Origin of the sequence: Burkholderia sp. MSMB1588, assembly GCF_001546925.1 — a bacterium.
GTDB classification, from domain to species: Bacteria; Pseudomonadota; Gammaproteobacteria; order Burkholderiales; family Burkholderiaceae; genus Burkholderia; species Burkholderia humptydooensis.
This window is the reverse complement of the sequence record NZ_LNJS01000004.1, coordinates 159,376-179,823: the sequence shown is the minus strand read 5'-3', so window position 1 is coordinate 179,823 and position 20,448 is coordinate 159,376. Positions and strand designations below refer to the sequence as shown.

General features: G+C 64.3%; 22 protein-coding genes. 15 read left to right on the top strand and 7 right to left on the bottom strand.

Features of this window, described 5'->3' with window-relative positions:
* Nucleotides 1-8: 8 nt before the first annotated feature.
* The 8 genes from WS92_RS30285 (at nucleotide 9) to WS92_RS30260 (ending at nucleotide 5,235) form a co-directional block, all read left to right on the top strand.
* Nucleotides 9-308 (top strand): hypothetical protein, encoded by a 300-nt coding sequence (locus WS92_RS30285; RefSeq protein WP_197420748.1) that lies wholly within the window; start codon nucleotides 9-11, stop codon nucleotides 306-308.
* Between the two features lie 2 nt (nucleotides 309-310).
* A complete protein-coding gene (locus WS92_RS34010) occupies nucleotides 311-652 on the top strand; it encodes a hypothetical protein (protein ID WP_082743504.1) in 342 nt (113 codons plus the stop codon).
* A 56-nt stretch (nucleotides 653-708) separates the two neighbouring features.
* Nucleotides 709-975, top strand: coding sequence for a hypothetical protein (locus WS92_RS34005; protein ID WP_082743503.1), 267 nt, complete (start codon nucleotides 709-711; stop codon nucleotides 973-975).
* 45 nt (nucleotides 976-1,020) lie between these two features.
* Nucleotides 1,021-1,902 (top strand): 3'-5' exonuclease, encoded by an 882-nt coding sequence (locus tag WS92_RS30280; RefSeq protein ID WP_059929102.1) that lies wholly within the window; start codon nucleotides 1,021-1,023, stop codon nucleotides 1,900-1,902.
* 347 nt (nucleotides 1,903-2,249) lie between these two features.
* Nucleotides 2,250-3,074, top strand: a complete 825-nt coding sequence (locus WS92_RS30275) for a hypothetical protein (RefSeq protein WP_059929100.1) — start codon at nucleotides 2,250-2,252, stop codon at nucleotides 3,072-3,074.
* Nucleotides 3,075-3,079: 5 nt separating this feature from the next.
* A complete protein-coding gene (locus WS92_RS30270; RefSeq protein ID WP_059929098.1) occupies nucleotides 3,080-4,141 on the top strand; it encodes a phage integrase family protein in 1,062 nt (353 codons plus the stop codon).
* Nucleotides 4,142-4,255: 114 nt separating this feature from the next.
* A complete protein-coding gene (locus WS92_RS30265; protein WP_006029252.1) occupies nucleotides 4,256-4,759 on the top strand; it encodes a type II RES/Xre toxin-antitoxin system antitoxin in 504 nt (167 codons plus the stop codon).
* The gene (locus tag WS92_RS30260) at nucleotides 4,756-5,235 is read left to right on the top strand and encodes an RES family NAD+ phosphorylase (RefSeq protein ID WP_009917390.1); all 480 of its coding nucleotides are present in this window, start codon (nucleotides 4,756-4,758) and stop codon (nucleotides 5,233-5,235) included. Before WS92_RS30265 ends, WS92_RS30260 begins: the two co-directional genes overlap by 4 nt.
* Nucleotides 5,236-5,634: 399 nt before the next feature.
* On the opposite strand, the gene WS92_RS30255 is transcribed toward WS92_RS30260, so the two are convergent.
* Nucleotides 5,635-7,323 carry an AcrVA2 family anti-CRISPR protein gene (locus tag WS92_RS30255; RefSeq protein ID WP_006029251.1) on the bottom strand — a complete coding sequence of 563 codons (1,689 nt, stop codon included), beginning with the start codon at nucleotides 7,321-7,323 and terminating at the stop codon, nucleotides 5,635-5,637.
* A 63-nt stretch (nucleotides 7,324-7,386) separates the two neighbouring features.
* Between WS92_RS30255 and WS92_RS36050 the strand changes: the two genes are divergently transcribed.
* Complete coding sequence (locus tag WS92_RS36050; RefSeq protein ID WP_156442970.1) at nucleotides 7,387-7,791, top strand: hypothetical protein; 405 nt, start codon at nucleotides 7,387-7,389, stop codon at nucleotides 7,789-7,791.
* Nucleotides 7,792-7,946: 155 nt separating this feature from the next.
* Here WS92_RS36050 and WS92_RS30250 read toward each other — a convergent pair whose 3' ends face one another.
* From WS92_RS30250 to WS92_RS35425, 5 genes are all read right to left on the bottom strand, one after another.
* Nucleotides 7,947-8,234 carry a PAAR domain-containing protein gene (locus WS92_RS30250; protein ID WP_006029250.1) on the bottom strand — a complete coding sequence of 96 codons (288 nt, stop codon included), beginning with the start codon at nucleotides 8,232-8,234 and terminating at the stop codon, nucleotides 7,947-7,949.
* Nucleotides 8,235-8,245: 11 nt separating this feature from the next.
* Nucleotides 8,246-9,286, bottom strand: a complete 1,041-nt coding sequence (locus WS92_RS35430; protein WP_309294831.1) for a T6SS immunity protein Tli4 family protein — start codon at nucleotides 9,284-9,286, stop codon at nucleotides 8,246-8,248.
* Nucleotides 9,280-11,214, bottom strand: a complete 1,935-nt coding sequence (locus WS92_RS36045; protein WP_059928799.1) for an esterase/lipase family protein — start codon at nucleotides 11,212-11,214, stop codon at nucleotides 9,280-9,282. Before WS92_RS36045 ends, WS92_RS35430 begins: the two co-directional genes overlap by 7 nt.
* A 34-nt stretch (nucleotides 11,215-11,248) precedes the next feature.
* Nucleotides 11,249-14,035: a type VI secretion system Vgr family protein gene (gene tssI, locus WS92_RS30235; RefSeq protein ID WP_059928796.1), complete on the bottom strand. Its 2,787-nt coding sequence runs from the start codon at nucleotides 14,033-14,035 to the stop codon at nucleotides 11,249-11,251.
* A gap of 516 nt (nucleotides 14,036-14,551) precedes the next feature.
* Entirely contained in the window at nucleotides 14,552-14,830 is a 279-nt protein-coding gene (locus WS92_RS35425) for a hypothetical protein (RefSeq protein ID WP_141668132.1), read from the bottom strand.
* Here WS92_RS35425 and WS92_RS36040 point away from each other — a divergent pair.
* Nucleotides 14,819-14,989 carry a hypothetical protein gene (locus WS92_RS36040; RefSeq protein WP_171845265.1) on the top strand — a complete coding sequence of 57 codons (171 nt, stop codon included), beginning with the start codon at nucleotides 14,819-14,821 and terminating at the stop codon, nucleotides 14,987-14,989. The two genes, WS92_RS35425 and WS92_RS36040, sit on opposite strands and share 12 nt — an antisense overlap.
* 534 nt (nucleotides 14,990-15,523) lie before the next feature.
* On the opposite strand, the gene WS92_RS30225 is transcribed toward WS92_RS36040, so the two are convergent.
* Complete coding sequence (locus tag WS92_RS30225; protein ID WP_059928830.1) at nucleotides 15,524-15,898, bottom strand: hypothetical protein; 375 nt, start codon at nucleotides 15,896-15,898, stop codon at nucleotides 15,524-15,526.
* Nucleotides 15,899-16,653: 755 nt separating this feature from the next.
* Here WS92_RS30225 and WS92_RS30220 point away from each other — a divergent pair.
* From WS92_RS30220 to WS92_RS30200, 5 genes are all read left to right on the top strand, one after another.
* Complete coding sequence (locus WS92_RS30220; protein WP_059928791.1) at nucleotides 16,654-17,481, top strand: DUF932 domain-containing protein; 828 nt, start codon at nucleotides 16,654-16,656, stop codon at nucleotides 17,479-17,481.
* 73 nt (nucleotides 17,482-17,554) lie between these two features.
* On the top strand, nucleotides 17,555-18,220 hold the full coding sequence (locus WS92_RS30215; RefSeq protein WP_059928788.1) for an LPD29 domain-containing protein: 666 nt from the start codon (nucleotides 17,555-17,557) through the stop codon (nucleotides 18,218-18,220).
* A 96-nt stretch (nucleotides 18,221-18,316) separates the two neighbouring features.
* A complete protein-coding gene (locus tag WS92_RS30210) occupies nucleotides 18,317-18,778 on the top strand; it encodes a hypothetical protein (RefSeq protein WP_242425368.1) in 462 nt (153 codons plus the stop codon).
* A gap of 463 nt (nucleotides 18,779-19,241) precedes the next feature.
* A complete protein-coding gene (locus WS92_RS30205) occupies nucleotides 19,242-19,883 on the top strand; it encodes a DNA methyltransferase (protein ID WP_059928783.1) in 642 nt (213 codons plus the stop codon).
* 32 nt (nucleotides 19,884-19,915) lie between these two features.
* Nucleotides 19,916-20,425: a hypothetical protein gene (locus WS92_RS30200; protein WP_059928780.1), complete on the top strand. Its 510-nt coding sequence runs from the start codon at nucleotides 19,916-19,918 to the stop codon at nucleotides 20,423-20,425.
* Nucleotides 20,426-20,448: the final 23 nt, after the last annotated feature.

Sequence of the window (20,448 nt, the reverse complement as noted above, 5' to 3'; positions counted from 1 at the left end):
GAGGGCGCATGAAAACCACCGCTCGGTACACCAAAGGCCGCGGCGACGCGTCGGTCCATGCCCGGACGCGCGTGTTCGCGCGGGTGGCCCCCCAGCCGGTCGAGCTCGACGTCGTCGGCCGGCTCGACAGCGAACACCGCTTCCGGATCCTCGGCAGCGCCGACGAGGCCGCAGCCCTCGCGCATGAACGGCTCGATGCCGCCATGAAGATTCGGGCGATCGAGGGGGACCGTGGGGATACTCCCGCTTCGGGCGCCGGCGAACAGCTCGTGTCTGACGTCGACGTGCTGCTGCCGAATAGGAGCTAAGCATGGCCCGCATGCCCAACAAGAAGCGGCCGACCAGACCGGCCCCACAATTTCTCGATGCGATCGTGTTTCCCGTCGCGATGCAAACTGGTGATGTCGAGGTGATCGGCATACCGTTCGAGCACCGGGGACGGACATGGGCTGTGCACGGCATTGTCGGCTTGTCGATCGGTGACTCGCCTTGCTACGCGGTTTCCGACGTGCTGTCGGGAAAACACGTGCCGAAGAGCGAGGCGAAGACCATCGACGCGTCCCGCGCGGCGGCCATTGCGACGATCGACGCAGTCACGAATGAGCGCTGGGCCGACACCTTCGCGACCACTCGAACGGCTACCGCCGAATGATCTTCGGCCGGGTAAACGGCGAGCAACCAACCTGTCTCTGAACTCGGAGTGCGAGGATGAACCCATTGTCGATTGTGTTGCTGGCAGCGGCGGGAATCGTTGTCGCGAGTTTGGCTTGGTGGGTGTGGGAGGACCGCGTTCGTCGTCTCCCGCTTTCGCACTTTGGTTTGGAAAACGTGCAACGCATTGGCCGCTTCGAGTCTGCTGGCTGGCGCGAGCGCGTTTGGCAACGTGGTTGGCTCACCAGCGCAGAATGGCGAGCAGTAAATCGCCAGCAATTGCGGGCGATCGACGCACAGTTGGCGCGTCGTGTTGAACAGTGACGACAGTTTGCCCATGATGTAATAGGCTGACCAGAGAGGATACCGATGCGCTACCCGAACCGCGCCGCGGCGCCAGCGGTCCTGCAGACGAAAACCGAGCTGCAGCAGGCCCGGCGCAATCTCGTCGACGGCCAGGCGCCGGTCGCGCACTACTGGCAGGGCCACGCGTGGATCGCGCTGTACGACCCCGCGTCGACCGTGCCGATGCGCGCGGCCCGCGCACCGAGCGAGGCGCAAGCGGCGGCGCTCGCGGCCGGCCGGGCGCTGGCCGGTACCCGGGCGTGCCAGATCTGCGGCGCGCGTACCGCGATCGATTGGTTGGACCGACGCGGTGTCTGCGCCGCGTGCCGCGCCGACATCGCGCGCCAAGAGCGGGAAGACGCGGCACGCAGCCTGCACGTCACGGCGAACGCGTGGCTGGCCGCCGATCCGCTGTTCATCGACACCGAAACAACCGGCCTTGATTTCCAGGCGGAGATCGTCGAGATCGCGATTCTCGATCGCGCCGGCGCCGTGCTGCTCGACACGCTCGTCAAGCCCGTGATGCCGATCCCGGCCGACGCGACGGCGATCCACGGGATCACCGACGCGCACGTCGCCGGTGCGCCCGGCTGGGCGAGCGTCGGACCGCAGGTGGCCGAGCTGCTCGCCGGTCGGCTGTGGATCGCCCACCACGCGGCGTTTGACGAGCGCCTGCTCCTCCAAACATCGCGACGACACGGCCTGACGCTACCGGCACGACGGCTCGGCTGCACGATCGGGCTGCTAGGCGATTGGGCCGGCCGTCGGCTCAGCCTGGCCGATGCCGCAACGATGCTCGGCGCGGGCGCGCCGACGACTCGTCATCGCGCCCGCGCGGATGCCGAGCAATGCCGACAGATCGTGCTCGCCGCAGCGCGCGCGTTACCGGCCACCCCCCAGCCCTGAACGAAGCGCTGCCCGGGCGGGGCGGGCTGCTACAACCGATCCGGAGGAAATCATGTTTCGCAATTGGATGGTGCGGTTGACGTGCCTGATGGGCATGCATCGCTGGGTGCCGCATACCCACTATCACTACATCCTCAACGACAGCGGGGACCAAGCTTACCAGTGCGAACGCTGTGGCAAGGTTTGCTCCTCACGTTTTCCGATCCAATGAGAAAAGCCGCCTCTCATGGCCGCCGGCCGCTGACCAAGGCGCAGTTGCTGCCCATTCCGGCCGCCGAGCTGCGTTCGCCGATTCCCGCCACGGGCGGACCATCCGTGCAGGCGATCTGAACCCGCGAGGCGCTACGATGCCCGACACCTGCTCCGCTCTCACGGCCATCCGCGCGGAACTCGCGCGGGCGCCGGTGCCCCTCATTGATCGGCCGGTCGCGCTTAGCCAGGAGTTGAGCGCGTCGACCATCGGGCTGTCGCGATACGCCGCCTTCGGGCGCGAAGACAGCGCGCCGGCATCCCGCACGCTGTATCTCGATGTGCCGGTGCGTAACATCGTGGGGCTGTTCCACCGCAGCTTTGCGCCCGACGCGCGTACCTGGCGCGAACTGCTCGCCGGCCTGCACGGCGACGGCTGGGGCCCGGAAACCTTGCGCTATTTCGAGTCGGAGCTGGGTGACGAACATTTTCCGGCGCCCGGCGCCGCCTACGGGCTGCGTCTGCAGGGCTGGGGCGCTGCGCTCGTGTGCTCGAACGGCATGCACCGGCTGGTTGCCGGTGCATGCTGGCTGGCGACCCGCCAGGGCGACGAAGCGACCTTCCGGAAGGTGCGCGTGGATCACTTCCCGTTGCGGGAGCAGGCTGTCGCCGTGATGACCGAAGCACAACGGCGCGGGGAGTCGGTCGAGGCATTGCACAACAGGGACTGCGTGACGGTCGCGATCCGCACTCGCACGACAAAGCGATACCGTTACTGGCGCTTGGACGGCGAAGCGGCCGCTGAGATTCCGGCACCGGGCGGCTGGCTGGATCGGTTGCGCCGGCGCACCGGATGGCCGACACGCGTGGACAAGTGGCATTGGCAGTGTGTCCCGCCGGCCGTGATCGACGCACTGGGCCATGACGCCTGGTTGCGTGAGCAGCTCGACAACCCGCGTTATCCAGACGCACCTCTCTACTGACCCTCATGGTCAACCGTCCCCAGCAGTTGGAACAGCTGCAGCAGCGCACCTACAGCCGTACCAAATTCACGGCGCTGCGCGCGCGTGTGAAAGGCTTGTCGATCGCGACGATCGCGCGGCTGTACTTCGATCCGGACACGACCACCCACATCGACATCGAGCGGCTGCTGCGCACGATGCGCGATGACCTGGTCGCGGCGGCGCTGCGCAACGGTTCGTCGGTGCTGGTGTCGCACCTGCAGGCGGCGATCGCGAAATATGGCGAGCCGCGCCTCACGCCCGTCACCCTGCAGTTGATCGAGCAGGTGGCGGGGCGATGGGCGGTCGCGGCGCGCTTGGCAGGCGAGGGGATCCACACGCTTGGCGAGCTCGTCGCCCTGGTGAACCGCCGCGGCGGCCAGTGGTGGCGCTCGGTGCCGCGCATTGGCGTCGGCCGGGCGCGCGTGCTGGTGGCGTGGCTGCGCACGCACGCCGCGTCGATCGGCACGGCAGTGGCATACGACGTCGACGCCGGCGACGCGCTGGCGCCGACCAGCTGGCTGCTCGAGGTGATCGGCAAGGGCAACAAGCAGCGCTTCGTGCCGATCAGCGACGACTGCGTCGACGCGCTGCGCGCGCACTGGGGCGATCGCGGGCTGGATTTCGATGCGGCGGCCGGGCCGCCGGACTTGCCGCTGATCGCGCCGCTGGTCGTGCCGCCGACGCTGCGGGCCCGTGCGAAGTTCGGCGCGCCCAATGACGCCGACGCGCCAGCCGCCAGCCCGGCCACCCGCGGGTATTCGGTGCGCGGCGCGCGAGGGCTTACGCAGTGGGCGATCGCGCAGCTGCTTGAGCCGATGCCCGAACTGTCGGAGGCAGAGCGGCGGAAGCTGGCCGGCACGTCGCCGCACGCGTTCCGGCACACGGTCGGCACGCAGATGCTGGCCGCCGGGGTCGCGCTCGAGGTCGTGCAGCGCACGCTCGGGCACGCGTCGCTCGGCACGACGTCGATCTACGTGTCGCCGGAAGAGGCGCGGATGCGTCGCGAGGCGGCGAAGTATCACGCGCGGCTCGCGCGCGAGCGCTAAAAGCGCGACGACTGCCACACTGCCGGTAGCGATTGACCGCCGCGGGCCGCAAGTCATCTCGACAGATTTGACCATTTGGCATAAAATAAAAGTCCATATGAACGGGAGCACGCAATGAGCGCAATCGAGAAACGACATGCCCTGCCTGCACGCGCGCGGCCGCGTGCGGTCGAGCCGCACGAGCTCGAATTGCTCGACTTTCAGCGGATTTACCGCGCCTCGCCGATGGAACGTATTGACTGGATCAAGCATGGGGTCGACGCCCACACCGTGATTCTGCTCGCCGATCGCATGGCGACCACGCAGGACCGGCTCATGGGCGTCCTCGGATTTCCGCGAACGACGGTGGTCCGCAAGTCGAAGGCAAAACAGCCGCTGTCGACCGAGCACACAGAGCGCGTTGTGGGCCTGTCGAAGCTGATTGGTCAGGTTCAGTCTATGGTTGAGGAATCCGGCGAACCGGCCGGGTTCGACGCCGCTCATTGGGTCGCGCAGTGGATCGAGCGGACCAATCCCGCTTTGGGTGGCCGCAAGCCGGCGGAATTGATGGATACCGTTGCAGGCCAGGAGCTCGTCGGCGCCGTGCTCGCACGGATGCAAAGCGGAGCATATGCATGACGGTTGCGCTCTGGCGAATCGCAACCGACACGCCCGACTACACGGCGGACGACCTAAGCGGCGAAGGGGCGAAACGCACCGGTGGTCGCTGGAACCGGTCGGGTCGCGCCGTGCTGTACACGGCCTCGAACATCGCGCTCGCCTGCCTCGAGACAGTTGTTCATCTGAGCGGCGGAGACTTGCCACTCAACCGCTATCTGGTCCGCCTCGAGGTCCCCGACGAGGTGTGGGCGAAGGCACGCACCCTCGATGCGACATCGGCACCAGTGGGCTGGGACGCTTTGCCGGCCGGCAAGGTCAGTCTGGATCTCGGTGACGCGTGGCTGTCAGAGGGCGCCACCGCGCTGTACTGCGTGCCGTCGGTCGTCGTCCCGGAGGAGGTGAACGTGCTGATCAATCCCGCGCACCTGGATACGCGACACATCACTGCTACCAAGCTGCGCCGTTGGACCTATGACGCGCGCGTCTGGGCATAGTGTTGTCGTCAGCCGAAGTAAAGTTCATGCGTGTTTGGGATCTCTTCGAGGGGCACGACTTTACTGAGCGACATCAACAAGATCGGAGTTTAGTTCGCGCCCGCGAAAAGTAAAGTTAGATCCGCGCGGTGGTCGCCTCGCGCTCACGAGATTGCATTGAGGGCAGATGTCACGACTACGATCTTCGGTATGTGCATCACGTTTTCCTTCAGTAGTGCATATTATGTATGTGCGCGTTGAGAGGCGGTCAAGCACCGAACGACACTTCCGCGTAGTCGGTTCGGTACGCTCAGGCGGCTTCTTCACCTGCCCACCAAGGCTTCGGCACACGGTCGATCCGATAGTCGTCGTTTCCTGCTTTCCATCGTGCCCACTCGTGAATGAATCTCGACCGCGCAATCATGCCAGACCGAGGCGATCGGCCCGCACGAGGGTGGGCCCGATAAAGACCAGTTTGCGCAATGACCGCTGTGGCCCGTGCGGCTGCATTTTGAAGTGCGGCCGGCGCCAGTGGCCCCGGACCTCCCGGTGCGTGCCGTCGGATGGCGATGACGCGGCGGGCGCCGCATCGAGCACGGCGGGCCCGATCACGTGACGGTCGTATAGCATTTCAATTTGCGCCAGCCGCTCGGTGCGCTTGCGCTTGCCCAACCCGCCGAAATCACGCGGCGCGTTTGTGTAAGCGCGATCCTGGACGACCTGGGCCTCGCCGGTTGCCAGGTAGAGCAGCATCTTGATCGCATAGTCGAGCACGCGTCGCCAATGTTGCACCGTGGCAGCGATCGTGTCGGCGTCGACTTCCTGCTTCTGCGTCAGATCGGCACCGATGCCATCGAGGAACTGGCGGATGGTTCGTTGGGGATCATCCAGCGGGATCGCGATGTTTCCCGTTTCGAGCCAGGATTCCGCCCGGACATCGGTCCAGAACAGCACATTGATCACGTCGCTCGTCGCGTACCCGGAGTGCGACCCAGGCCCGCGGCGAAACAGCATGATCGCGTCCAGTCCGCCGCGATGCCCCCACCACGACGGATCGGGAATAATGCACATCGTCTCGGCCGGCAACTCGATCGTGCCAACCGGCACGTCGTCGGCAATGAACGCATCGTCGAGCAGGTGGTGCAGCGGCGGAGTGGGTTCGAACAAGACACCCTCGCACGCGTCGAACATCTGCCAGCACAGCGTGCCGTGGCCACGGGCTCGATCGTCGGTGCTTCTAAACAGGGTTGGGCTGCCGTTGCTCCACCATTCCAGATAGGTGCCGAAATCCGATCGCATCAGCGAAATCGGATCGTCCCGCAACCGCTTCGTCAACTCGGTACCGCTTGGGCCGGCGGCCGCCCTGACGCGGGACCAGGCGCCGAGTGCGCCACTGGCGCGGTAACGTACCGGCATCGGCAGGCGCGCGAATCGGTCATCCGCGGCCTGCTCGGTTTTGATCAGCGCCTCGCGAATCAGCTCCGCGATCGACGGCGTGTCGGGCGCGAGACGGGGCGGGTGCGGCTGCTTCACGCTCGCGAAGGGAGCCGTGGTGCGGTGCGACTGCTGGATCAGTGGCAGCTCGTGCCGCGCGACGAGAAACCGGGCGAGGATGACAGGACTGTAGTCGACCCGGAGGCGCATGGCGTGTGGCGGCAGGGCGGCTAGTCCGCTCGTGCGCGCCAGCGTCATGTGCACGCCCGCCGGCGCCGTCAGTGTCACGCATTCATCCCTCTCCAGACGACCGTGCCGCTGGATCAGGACCTCGGCCACGGACCGCCACGCGTGATCGATGTACTGCATCAGCCCCCCCGGGTTTCCGCCTGCGGGAAGCGGGTGCGCTTCAATGCGCATCGACAGCTCAGGCAACAGGTCCTGGCAGACGACGGGCTGGCCGCGCAGTTCGAGCGACGCCGTCATCGCAAGGCTGAAAATGTCCTGGGTGTCGAGCGAATCGCCAAACACGTCCAGCTCGCGCCCTTCAGCGAAAAGCTGGCCGTCGGCCATGGCAATCCCGCGGGTTTCCAGGAAATAGGGAATCGTCATCGCGATGTTTGGATCAGGGGTATTGGCCAGAATTCGATTCAGACATCGAGAGTTGTCCTTCAAGATTCCGTAGCGTCGTATTTGCGCTCACCCCGTGCTCCGTTATAAGACTCCGTTCAAGATCCCATGGGGCTCGCATGTCCCCCGGCTTGTTTTGGTAACCAACTTGAAACCCTTGTCGACCATACACGCGTCGAACATGCGAGCGTCAGCACGTGGGATGAACGGATCGCGATGCTGCGCATTGGGTTCGTAGGCGCAACTCCCGCACGCGTCTTGCCAAGGCAATTTGACGGACCTCCATATTCTGGCAGCGTCGGCGCGTTCCTGAAATCGTTCGCATGTCATGCCGGGCTCTTGAATAAACGGATCGACACGGGCGCAAGCGTGATCAGCATCCGCTTTGCTCATGTTCCTGAAACGCTCGTCCGAGCGATTCCGGCACAGTTCTACATACTTGACGACACATTGCTCGATCAGCTCATCCTTGCACTGATCCCGTGCCTGCTCTACCCCCAAATGGTAGGCTGACAAAGTTTCGGCCTGCCAGTCAACGTACTTTCCAATGCCTTCTTCGTAACTATCGAATGGTCCGCAGATGTGCAATGCCGCACATCCGGAGAGAAATGCAAAGGATGTGAGCAGAACCAGGAACACAATACGGTGCAAGTGCATGGGAGCCCTGTTCAGACCTCGATATATGACACGGATTGCGATGCCACCAGTTTCGGCGGGGTGGGGCACGCGCATAGGCAGAGATCGTCGCTCAATGCGGCCTCCCGCCCATCCGGTCCGGTGGTGGAGATCCGCGCTCCGGTGCAGCCGATCTTGCCCACCGTCTTGCAGACGGGGCACCAAACCGGATCGTGCTCGTAGGCTTGCTCCCGGCCGCCGATCAGATCGGCGGCATCGCCCCCTTGCACGATGCCGCCGACGGTCGTCGTGTCACCCTTCACGATGTCGTAACGTCGCATGTCTTCCTCGCTTAGACCGCGCCCGGCCGCAGACGCAGGCTGTTCAGCAGCGTGTCCCACGTTTGCAGCGCACTGGCCTCGTCGACCGGGGACGTCGCCTCTTCAGGCTTCAAATCGGGGCTGCTCGCACCGAGCAGCAACTGGATGGCCGTATGCGGCTTCGCCAACGTGCTCGGATCACCCGGCGCGAGCAGGTAGAAGCGGTACGACGTGATTTCGCCTTCCTTCAGCGCGAACAGCACTTCCTCGGCGTCCATCCCGGCCACCGTGCGTTTGCCTTGCCGCAGGATGCGGTAGCTGCCGCTCGACACGCGGTCCATCTGCGCGCGCAGATCAGGAAGCGTCTTGGTCAGTGGACGTCCTTGGTCCGCACTCATCGACTTGCGCATCTGGACGACGAGCAGCGCCGGCCGCCCCGGCATCAGCGCGAACGACTGGCTGACTTCTTCGGGATAGGTTGAAGAACCCGTGACGATCCCGCCATCGAAGCAAAAACCCGATTCGGTCGGCACCGACCAGTTGTCGCGCGCCTTGATGCGACGATAGAGATCGGTGTAAACAGGCTCGAACTTATCCAAACCACTTGAACCAAATGACCCAGTTGTATGGAGCAAGGTGTTGTTATCGTAGATATACCCTTCAGAATCAAAGGGAAGTTTAACTCCCTCGGTATAAGCATCTACGTAAGCGAAGACCTTCGAGTTGCTCGTCGGCGAAAACTCTTTTTCGAGCCACACATGGTCAATCGGCTTGCTACCATTCCCTGGATCGACTCTTTTCCTTGTTTTTAGCTTTCTTTCCAATTCACCAACTTTCGCCTGATAAGTGGCAATCGGAACATTGTGCTGGGTCTCTAGTTTCTCTCCCCGAAACGCGTATTGCTGATTCGTGATCTTGCTGGCTGTGGGTCGATCGAACACAAAGCGGCCGATGCACCACGGGCGCGGCTTGGACAACAAGGGATTCGTCATGGTCGGTTCACCGGAAAACGTTATCGAACAGGCGCACACGCCCGCCACTAAAACCAGGAGTCGGCCAATACGCGTCAGCATTTCGGCTCCGGTGCATCCTGCGCAATTTGTACGATGCTGTAGAGTAGCGCCCAGCGCGCCCACGGATGGTTGTAGCTTTCCTGGTGCACATAGCCTCCTTGGTCAAACACCATTTGTACGCCTGGGGCCGCACCACCATTCGCGCCGCGCGCAGGGGCTTCGGCCGACCAGACCGGCACCGTGCCGTCGCCGGGCACGATGCCATTCTTCTCGGGGTCGGGCGCGTCGCTGCCCGAGGGCAGCTTCGCCACCTTCTGCACCTCGAATTCGATGGTGACGTTGCGCGAGTCCAGGTGCACGCGCACCGTGCCGCTATGCGAATCGTGCATGAACCGCGCGGCCCGCAGTTCTTCCTCCGTCACGTCCGGCGGCACGATGCCTTTCCAGATTACCGTCCCCCACGCCAACAGATCGTCGAGTTTCTTGCCTTTCTCGATCGTGGGTTTGCTGTGACTCTCGCTCGAAGCAGCTGCTCCCCTTGGCTTTAAAGCGCCATCCCCATAGGTTACGTACGTGTTATCGTGGTAGACTGATTTTATATTATTTTGATTGTCTACCACATTCTTCATTGTCTTGTTGAAGTTTTCAGAAACTGTATCCCCGCGCCCCAAATCGTCCAGCCGCTCTTTGACGATTCCTGCTGGATCGAGCAGCGAAGCCGATTCTTCCGGCACCAAACCAAACCATTTTGAATTGGTATAAATCTCTTTGTAAACGTCACCTTCTTTCGGCAACTTCATCACCGGCTCACCGTTGAGCCGCGCAAAGATCCACCACGGTTCACCGTTGTGATAATCCGGCATCGGCAACAGTTCGAGCGCGCCCGGCGCGTTTGCGGCCACCGCCACGAACTCGTCCGCGTTGCTGCCGAGCAGCGCGCCGTTGATGAAGCCGTTCAGCCCGCCCTCGCTGCCGCCGCCGGTGCGGAACCGCTTCGCTGCGATCGGCGCGCCGGTCGCCGGCATCACGTTGTGGAACACGCCGTGCATCAAGTCCGCCGCGCCGTGCATCGCGATCGCCATGCGCGCGACCAGGCCGCCCATCGAGTGGGTCAGGATGATCGCCTTGCCGCTGTCGTTCTCTGCGATGATCTCCTTGATACCCATCAGGCGCATCTTCTTGCCGGTTTTCTTGTCCTCGAAATCCCGGCCCTCGATGACGTCCCTGGCCGACTTCTCGTTCGATTGCAGCCAGTTGTAGCCGATCGCATACACCCGGTACCGGTATTTCACGAAGTGCTGGAAAGCCTCGGATTTTTCCGTGAGCTTCTGCCCCCGGCCTTGCGCGCCGGCATCGGTCGCCCCATAGTCGGCCGGCTCGGTATCCAGCAGGGGCTTGAGTGTCCACTTCTTGCCGTCGAGGTCGGGCGTGACCCATTGCCCCTGCACCTCGTTTAGGTGCATTACGTCGTTTAACTGCTCTTCCAGCCACGCCAGTACCGGCTGATAGCTCGACCGATACACCGAGCCCCAGCCGCGTCGGCGCGCCTCCGCCTCGTCGACATACTGGTTTTCCGTGTCACTCTTTTGGAGTTTGCCGGCACGGATCGGACCGAACGGGGTCACTGCGGCCATGGTCGGATCGAACTGCGTTTCCCGCGAGGACGCGCCTTTGAACCACATGCCAAGCAAGGTCGGCAATGCGCCCGCGTCCCCCAGCCAGCCGTCCGTGTTCGGCGCAAAGAACATCTCGTCACCGGTTGCCGTGTTCACCAGCGGCGAGCCCATCACGCCCGGCAGGAAGATCACCGGAATGATCGGCCGCACGTCGCACAGCAGTTCCTTGCTCCGCGTGTCGCTCGCCGGCGTCAGCGTGAAGTGGCCGACCGACGCGCCGTCCTTGTCCGTGCGCCCGATCTGCCGCACGACCTCTTGCTCGGCGTCGTCGCTGAAGGGCGAATCGCCGCCTTGATTCGTGTTATCGGTCATTTTCGTTCTTCAATTTCCGCATCGATTTTCGGATTCAAGCCGCGGGGCCGCTCGGCGTCGGTCGCAACGCGCGCACCGCCAGCTTCTCGATATCCTCGCTCTTCTGCTCGGTAATTTGCCCGAGCTCGTTCGTCACACCGGTCAGGCGCGTGCCGTCCCCGCGGATCAGTTCGTACGGGTGGTTTTTCAGGGCCTCGCCGGTGACGCGATTGCGCAGCACGTACGGGTCGTTGAATTTCGCCGTCGGCAGGCTGTTCATGTGCTCGGCCACCGAACTGGGCCCCTGCCGGCTGAACGATGCCGACTTGATCGTGCGCGCGCCGCGCGTGCCGTCTTCGATACCCGCTTTGGTCAGGCGCAGATACGAGCCGCCGCACTTCAAAATCAGTTCGTCGGTTGCCTCGATCACGATCCGCTTCTTGCTGAACAGCGACGTATCCTTGCCCGAGTTAAGCTTGATCTCGTCGGTGTGCGCCGACACTTCGATCGGCCCCTTCGCGGCGAACAGCTTCATGCCGGCCTTCTGCACGAACAGGCTAATTTTCTCCGCAGCCGCCGCGATCAGCGACTTGCCACTCGCCAGGTGCGTGTTCCCGCCGCTGATCACGTTGGCTTCTGCTTCGGCCACCACATGCGCCGAGCGATCCGCCACCGCGGCAAAGTCCGCGGGCGTCGCGACCACGATCACCGGCTTCGCGAACCCGTTGGCGTTGCCCGTGCCGCCGCCGGCAGTCACTCCGCCCGAGGTTTGTCCCGACACGGTATGCTGCGCGGCCGTCGTCAGATCCTTAAGCGCGTCCTGACCCGCCTGCAGCGATTCGGCCTGCGCGGTCGTACTGGCGCTCGATAGCGATTCCACCAGCATCCCGGCCTTCTGCAACTGCGTGCGGGCCTCGTCGACACTGAGTTGCTCGTCGTCGTAGGCTTTCGGGTGCGTGCTGATCGACAGGCCCTTGCTCGCCCGCACGGCACCGTATTCGTCGGCATGCAGCACGAACCCCTGGCCGAGATACCGGCCGCGCGTGTTGCCGTCCTGCTGGATCAGGTAGCCCTGGGTGAGCGCGGCATAGCTCTTGCCCGTGTAGCTGATAAGCCGCGTGCCGCCCTGGTTCGTCGCGTCGTCATGCACGAACGCGTTGTACGCGCCGGTGTTGCCGAAGCCCTGCGACTGGAAGCCCGACAGCAGCACGTTCGTATGCCACGGCGCCGGCGTCGTGCCGCCGCTGGCCCGCCCCAGAATGAAGGGCTTGTCACAGTCATTGTTCCAGTAACCGACGAGCACCCATTCGCCCGCACGCGGCACGTGCACCGCCCCGTAACCGTTGCCGGTGTCGGACTGCATCGACGACAGTAGCGGCGACGCGTTGAATGCGCCGTCCGGGTTTTTTCGGTCCCATGCGAAATGGACGCGGACCTGATTCCGCTCGTTCGACCAGGCCTCGATGCCGTCTTGCGTGACGACGAGCGCGTGCTCGATCGACATCGCCGGCTTCGCGTGCTCGAACGGGCTGCGAAACTCGACTCGCGCATCCTGCGCTTCGACCTCGAGCACGAAGAAGCCGGCCGTGCCGTCCTCGGCGTGGCCCGGCGTCGCGAAGCGTGCGCCGTGTGCCGCCTGCTGCTCAGCCAGCGTCGCGCGCAGGCTGAGCGGGAATTCAGTCATCGGCTGGCCGATCGGCACGTTGTTCTCGATGAACCAGCGCGCCTCGACCACCAGGAACGTGCGGTCGGCGTCGTCGCGCTCCGGATGGCGCGGATGGTCGTTCAGCACGAAGCGCGCCCCCGCATTGAGCCAGCGCAGACTGCCAACCCCGAAGTAGCGCCGGGCGCGCGCATCCCAGCCTTGCACGCGCCGGCGCGCGCGGGCCGCGCCGCTGTCGGAATCGGGATAGCCGTACGCGGTCGGCTCATAGACCGTCATCGGCACGTTCGGAATGCGATGCTGCTGCGCCTGGTGCCGTCCGTCGTCCGTCACGTAGCTGATTGACGCGAGCGTACTCGCCGCTTCAAAGCGGGACTTCGGGCGTTTGTAATCGAATGCGCTCGACTCGTACCGCAGACTCTGCATCGTCTGCATCGCCGCCCAGTGCGTGAAACCGTTGACCGCCTCGCCGTCGCCTGCGTCGCGAACGAAGTCGGCGGGCTTTGCGTCGGGCAGTGCTGCAACCTGGTCGACGATGACCAGCGTGGTCTTGGGCGTCTCGCCATCGCGCACTGGCTCATGCACCCAGTAGCAATACCAGCCTTCGTCCTCGAGCAGCCGGTGGAAGAAGTGCAGATCCGTTTCGCTTTGTCGGCACCACGAGCGTACCACGGGCTCACGGTCGAGGTTGAAGCGGAATCGGCCCTGCATCTGCGGATAGCGATTCAAGAGGTCCGATACGATTTCTTGCGCGGTCTTTTCGAGCCAGCCTTCGTCGTTATGCGTGCGGCCCAGGAACACCAGCGCCGACGAGAATTCGAGCTGGTACGTCGATAGTCCACCGTCCCCGCCCAGGTAGCCGACCTTATGCACGAAGCCGTGGACCGGGCGATACACCGCATCGTCATACGGGCCGCTCGGCTGTTGCAGCCACAACGTCACCGGTTGATGCATCAGCGCCAGCAGTGCGGTGTCGCCGCGCAGCGACGCGACATCGACGGTCCAGTGATAATCGCGGCCGAGCCGCGCCGAGCCGCGTGCGCGCAACGGAATCAGCGCGTTCTGGCCGAGCGGCGTGTCCAACCGCAGCAGGCGGTTGCGCTGCAAGAGCCCCCGGTGGATCGCGTTGTACAGATCGCGATATGTCAGCTCCCCGAGCGCAGGTGGTCTGAGTACCATTTTTCTCTCAATATTTTTCTGGAATTTTCTGCCGCACATGCAGCCAGCCTATTTTAGGCAGCGTCGATGATATGAAACTTCAGCGATTGTCAAATATTGTGTCCTAATTCCGACCGCGCGCTGCAAGTCGATGATCGTCGCCTTGATTCGGCTGCTATCGACACGGGCACTCCGCAATGACCAGACTATTCTAACCGGTTGTCTGGATCGTCCGGTTAGCGACGGTCAACCCGGTGCCCGCCGGCATCGAATCACTGCGCGGGCGAAAAAAAGGCCGACCAGGAAAAGTCGGCCCGAACGTTCCGGCAAACCGGGGAGGTTTCGCCAGAACCTGAGAGAGTCATGATTATCGCACGGCGAACGGAAGCGCATTGCTCAGGACTGCGTGGCTTGCGGGTAGGACATCCAGTCCCGCACACGATTTGGCGTGCCGCGGCCACGCGATACAATCGAGCCCATCGTCGACGCCGGCCAGCCTAGCCGGCAATGTCACGCGCATTCGTCCACCGGCGGGAGTCACCACACGAAAACCACCAAATCGCGAACGCCCGTCTGGCGGCCGATCCGCCTCTTGCCACTCATGTTCGAGTTGTTCGGCGCACAGTTGATGGAGGCGCAGATCACGTGCGACAAACTTGGGCAATGCAGGTCCCGTCCGCATGCCATGAACGACGTGGCGCTCGCGCGCGCCAGGTGTTCGATGAGCACCGGGATCTCTTGTCGTTTCAACGCGAGCAGATTCAGCGCTGGCAGGCGGAAGCGACGACGCCGGAGCAGCGCGAAATGCTCGCGCATCTGACGGCCCGCGCGGACCAACTGTCAGCGCTGCAGGGCGAGATTCTTGCGCTGGTTGACGAACTGTCGCAGGGCACGATCGACCGAATCATGGATATAAGCGATGCTGAGCTCGCCGCAGCGGTGCTGTCGGGACGCCTCGATTTGCCGAAGCGCTGATCGCCTGGCCGTAGCCGCCACGGGTAAAGGCGAGAGGGAACGAATATATGGCCATCGCCGTTCCCTTTCTGGGCACCGTGAAAAAAATAATCATGCCGATGATGATGCCCGCAACCAGCGTCCCCACACTGAACCCGGATCCCGGTTGCTCGGCTTCGCGTTGTCGGCGTCGGAGCTCGAGGCGACGCTCGTGCTCGGCATAGATCTTTTGCCGTCGTGCCGCTTCGGCACTGGTCGCCCTTACTTCGTCGCAATAGCGATCGAAGCCGACGACGTAGATCCGTGCCGCGGCGCGCGCGCAGGATCGGGGCGTCGTGGAGACGGTCTGTGTCGACTCGACATGATGATCTCTCACCAGGTCCTCAATGGACCTTGGCATCTTCGTGAAGCCACGGAAAATCCGCGCGATCCAACGTCGCCATCCTGGCAAACGCGTGATCTGATCATCGGCCCGGCGAGCCGGGAACCGTGCGCGGCCAGCGTCTTCGACGATTCGGTGTGGATGCATGGTGCGAGTTCTCGCGTGGAATGCGCTCATTGCTCGGCCGCCCGCTCGAGCTCGTCGTATTCGCCGAAGAAATCCTGCTTCCCGGGCAGCGGCGCCGGCGGCCGGCGTGCCGCACGCGGCCGCGGAAGACCCGCGCGCTTCAATGTGCGCGCGATCGCCTGCAACTGAGCCCATAACTGGTCCGCGTCGGCGGCCGACAGCGTGTCGGTCGCCACCTCAAGTGCCCTGACAAGCGACTCGAGCTGCGCCGGTGCGCCGGCGAGCACTGGGCGAGCCTGCGTGCGCGCCTGGCTTTCCCGGTAGACCGCGAGCCAGCGCGCGAGCGCCTTGCGCTCGTCGCGGGTCAACTCGTCGAGTAGCGCAGGCGGTATCGGTTCATCGGCGCGAAACGTGCCGAGCACGTGTTCGCGCCGGCGCAACCGGGGCGGGGCTGCTTGGGAGGCTCGACGCGCAGCACCTTGATGAGGTTTCCCTGTTCTCGAATGAGCATCGACTCGTCTCTGATTTCACACGATCACGCCAAAGCATAGCGCAACCGCGTGTCGCAAACGACCGCGACACGCGGCACATACCTGTCCAGTCTCGCGGCCGAGGCCGCGAGAAAGGGCGCTCGCCGCGCGGCGAGCCGGTGCTGTCTCAACTTTCCGCATACCGCCAGTCCCCTGAGCTCGCCGTCCCAAACGCGACCGTAGCCCACCGGCGGGCGCGTTCAAGGGTGCGCTTCGCCGGCCGCGGCACCCGTTCGGTGCTCGCCCTTCGGGCTTGCGCTCCGCATGCGGCTTTGCGACTGCCCATGAACGCGCCCGCCGGCAGGCTCCTTCAGTCGCGGGACGACGAACTCAGGGGACTGGCGGCAGCAGTTCTGCCGAAGTCCAGGCAGCACCGGCACAACCCCTACGTGGGGACTCGGAATCTTGGGTCCCGGTCGGCCTGAAATGCACCCCAACCGCAGATGGAGGTCACGATGGAAACGAATCGACTGCACCATTGGATAGTAGTCCTGCAATGTGCGTACATGGAATACACGTACACGCCGTGGGATGGACGGAACTACTACCGACGCACTGTCGCTTACGACCATGTCGTCTGGTGTTGACGGACACCGGCGAATTCCCGAACGACTCGCATCGAACCTGAATCTTCAACGGAGACAACCATGCAACTCGCAACCAAGTTTGGCTACAACGCCCCGATCCTTCGCTCGAACACGCCCCTGGACGACGAGCAAATCCGCCGCGTCGCGCCGTCGATCTTTGCGGCCGACAAGCACGACTCTCGGTCCGACCGCTACACGTACATCCCGACCATCGAGCTCCTGACGAAGTTGCGCGCCGAAGGGTTTCAGCCCTTCATGGTTTGCCAGACCCGCGTGCGCGTCGACGCGAAGCGCGAACACACGAAGCACATGCTTCGACTGCGTCACGCGACGCAGGTGGCGTCGGCCGAAACGCCCGAAATCATCCTGCTGAATTCGCACGACGGGTCGAGCAGCTACCAGATGCTGGCAGGCTACTTCCGCTTCGTTTGCCAGAACGGCCTCGTGTTCGGCGACAAGACGCACGATATCCGCGTGCCGCACAAGGGCGACGTCGTCAACCACGTCGTCAACGGCGCACACGAGGTACTTGACGGTTTCGACTTGATCCGCGAATGCAAGGAAAAGATGCAGGCCGTGCAGCTCGATCAGGGGGAGCAGTTGGCTTTCGCGCGCGCGGCGCTTGCGGTTCGCTATGACGTGACCGACGCGCCCGCGCCGATCACCGAGGAACAGCTGCTCCGTGCCCGCCGCTCCGAAGACCAGCGCTCCGATCTCTGGACCACGTTCCAGCGGGTGCAGGAGAACGTGATCAAGGGTGGTCTGCAGGGCCGCACGAAAGCCGGTCGCCGGATGTCGACGCGCAGCGTCACCGGTATCGATCAAGACCTGCGTCTGAATCGCGCTATGTGGGTGCTCGCGGAAGAGATGCGCAAGCTTAAGGGCTAACCCGAAAGCGCCGGCGGTCACCGCCGGCGCCCTCGCCTGACATCGTCCCGTTCACTATCATTCGAGGTCGATCATGTTCCACCACATTGCAGATCGCCGTACTCACATCTCCGAACCCGTCTGCACGCGAGCCAGTTCGGACGTAGCCACCCATCCCGCCGTGCTGGCAGACACGCTGACGCTCGTCGAAACCACGCAGCTGGTGCAGACGGTGTTGCGCGAAGCCTTCCCCGCAACGTCGTTCGTAGTGTCCGCCGCGCTGAAGGAGCACAGCACTCAGCTGACGATCGGCTGGACCGACGGCCCGCGCGACCGGCAGGTGGCTCGACTCGTGATGCCGATGCAGGCCACGCGTCTGGCCGACGGCGGCAGGGTCGAGCGTGTAGAACACTTCATGCTGGCTTCGACTGGGTGGCAGACGGTCCGCCTCGCTGCAGATCGGATCGCGCTGAGGCGACAGTTTAGCGATCGCGCGGTTGAGCAGGCGCTTGCGCGCCTCGCTTTGCGCTACGCGGATTATCTGGCACCGGACGTTCGCGCCACGATGACTGTCGCCGAATATCGCTCCGGTCACCTGCAGTTGCTCGAGGTGATCGGTGTCCATCGGACAGGCAGCTATCGATCGGGATCCAACGTCCACGTGGACGTCGAGACGATGCTTGCCGAAATGACCAACACTCACGGCTTTCCCCGATCGGCCACGGCTTCGCGCCTGTTCGTGCGGCGCGATGTCCACTGACGGAGCGCCTGCCGCAAGCGGCCGATGCGCTTCTCCTCCTCTCGCGAGCGGTCGGCCACCATGGTCCGGCTGCCCGCGCCCGATCCGGACTGCAAAATGAAACAGCTCTTCCTGAACATGCCGAACCTGCATCGCACGGTCGATCGCGCGCACGCGAGGCTCGTTGCGACTGGCGCGGCGATCGCTGCCGATTGCGGCCTGACGTCCTGCGGCATGGTGAGCTGGAGCAACGGTCGATGGGGCACCGAATGTGTCGAGTTGACTGTGTACCGGCCGATGCACGGTGGCGGCGAACGCTACGCGGTGACGCGGTTCTTTGACGGATGCTACGCGTCGGTCGCGTGCGCGCTGCCTGAACACGCCGCGCGTGCGCTTTTGGCGAAAACGCGTGCGGAATTCGAGCGGATCGGTGCCGGCATTGAGCCCCACCGTGCTGACGATCCGGCCGGCGCGATCGCCGATGACCCGGAAGCAGTGTCGATCGCGCTGCTCTCGACGGATGTCTACGCGCAACGCCGCGACGAACGCCTCGAGGCGAAGCAACTGCCGCTGTTCTGAAGCCGGCGCCGACTGTCCCAGCCCTGCTCATTTCGGGCAATTTCGCGCGGCGGCCGCTCTCGCGGCCGCGCTGACGGAATCGCGATCGCGCCGCGCGGTCGGCGGTCGCCGCGGCGCTCATGACCGGGGCGCAGCGCCTCCGGTCCGCGACCTCCCGCGGAAGCGTCCACACCCACCTGCATCTCATTGCCGTCGACCTTTGAACCCGGAGCCCACGTTCGCCCGCCGTGTCCTGGCGGCCGGACCGCTTCGCCCGTGCGCGACGAGCGTCGCACGGCGCCTCGCTCCTGCAAGGGGCTTTCGCGGCATATCCTTGCGCGCGGGGGCGCGCTGCGGTATTCCACGCTCCCCTTGCCCGCCATTCCCCGGCGGGCGCTCGCCAGCTCCGGGTAGCACGGTATGCGAGCCACATCGTTCTGGCGGTGCTCCGGCTGCCCTTCATCCCAACTCTGAGGAGCTGACCGTGAGCTATTTGTACAACGGCGACTGCCTGGTCGCCATGCCCCAACTCGCCCCCGAATCCGTCGACTGCATTGTGACGGACCCACCCTACCTCGTGAACTTCCGCGATCGGTGCGCCCGCTCGATCGCCAACGACGTCAACGGCGACTGGCTGGCGCCGGCGTTCGCCGAAATGTTCCGGGTGCTGAAGCGCGACGCGGTGTGCATTTCGTTCTACGGCTGGAACAAGGTCGACCTGTTTTTCGACGCCTGGAAGGCCGCCGGCTTCCGTGTCGCCGGCCACTTCGTGTTTACGAAGTCCTACGCGTCGAAGGCCGGCCTCGTGAAGTACCAGCACGAATCGGCCTACTTGCTCGCCAAGGGCCGGCCCGCAGCGCCGGCCGAGCCGATCGCCGACGTCATGCCGTTTCCGTACAGCGGCAATCGCCACCATCCGACCGAAAAACCGGTCCCCGCACTGCGCACACTGATTGCCGCCTTCACGCAGCCGGGCGAAACCGTGCTCGATCCGTTCGCGGGATCCGGTTCGACCTGCGTTGCCGCGCGCGAGCTCGGCCGCCGGTATATCGGCATCGAACTGGACGCGACGTATTTTGCGGCCGCCAAGGCGCGCCTGACGGCGCCGGCCCAGGCCGCCGCATGACCCTTACCTCACATTTCACACTGGACACCATCATGGGACTCAAGATTACCGCCTATTGCGGCCTGACCGAAATCGACGAACCGCGCTTCGACCTCAACGGCGACCCGCTCGACCCGTTCGCCGTGCGTTTCTACGGCGTGCCGCATTTTCCTGACCACACCGACGGCATCAGTACGGGGCTGTTCTACCGGTATATGAACTCCTACGAGTTTCACGCCGGCAGCTACGTGGTCTTCCACATCTGGCGCGAGCAGCTGGCGAAGCTCGCGGGCTACCCGGCGATCGCAATGCCTGGTCGCCGCGGCGTGTGGCACGAGAACGGCGCGATCGCCGCCGGCGCCGGCCCGTTCTACGAGCTGATCTACTTCTCGGCCACGGTGGGCACGATCGGGCCGCGACTGTCACGCAAGCTCGCGGACGACTTCAGCCGCTTCATGCATGCGGTTGACGCCGCGGAGGACGGCACCTTTGCGCTGCTTTACCGCAACTGGTTTCAGGCCTTCATGCTCGCGCGTCTGAGCGGCGCCGTGCAATTCCACTGACCCGACCGAACCGGCCGGCCGCT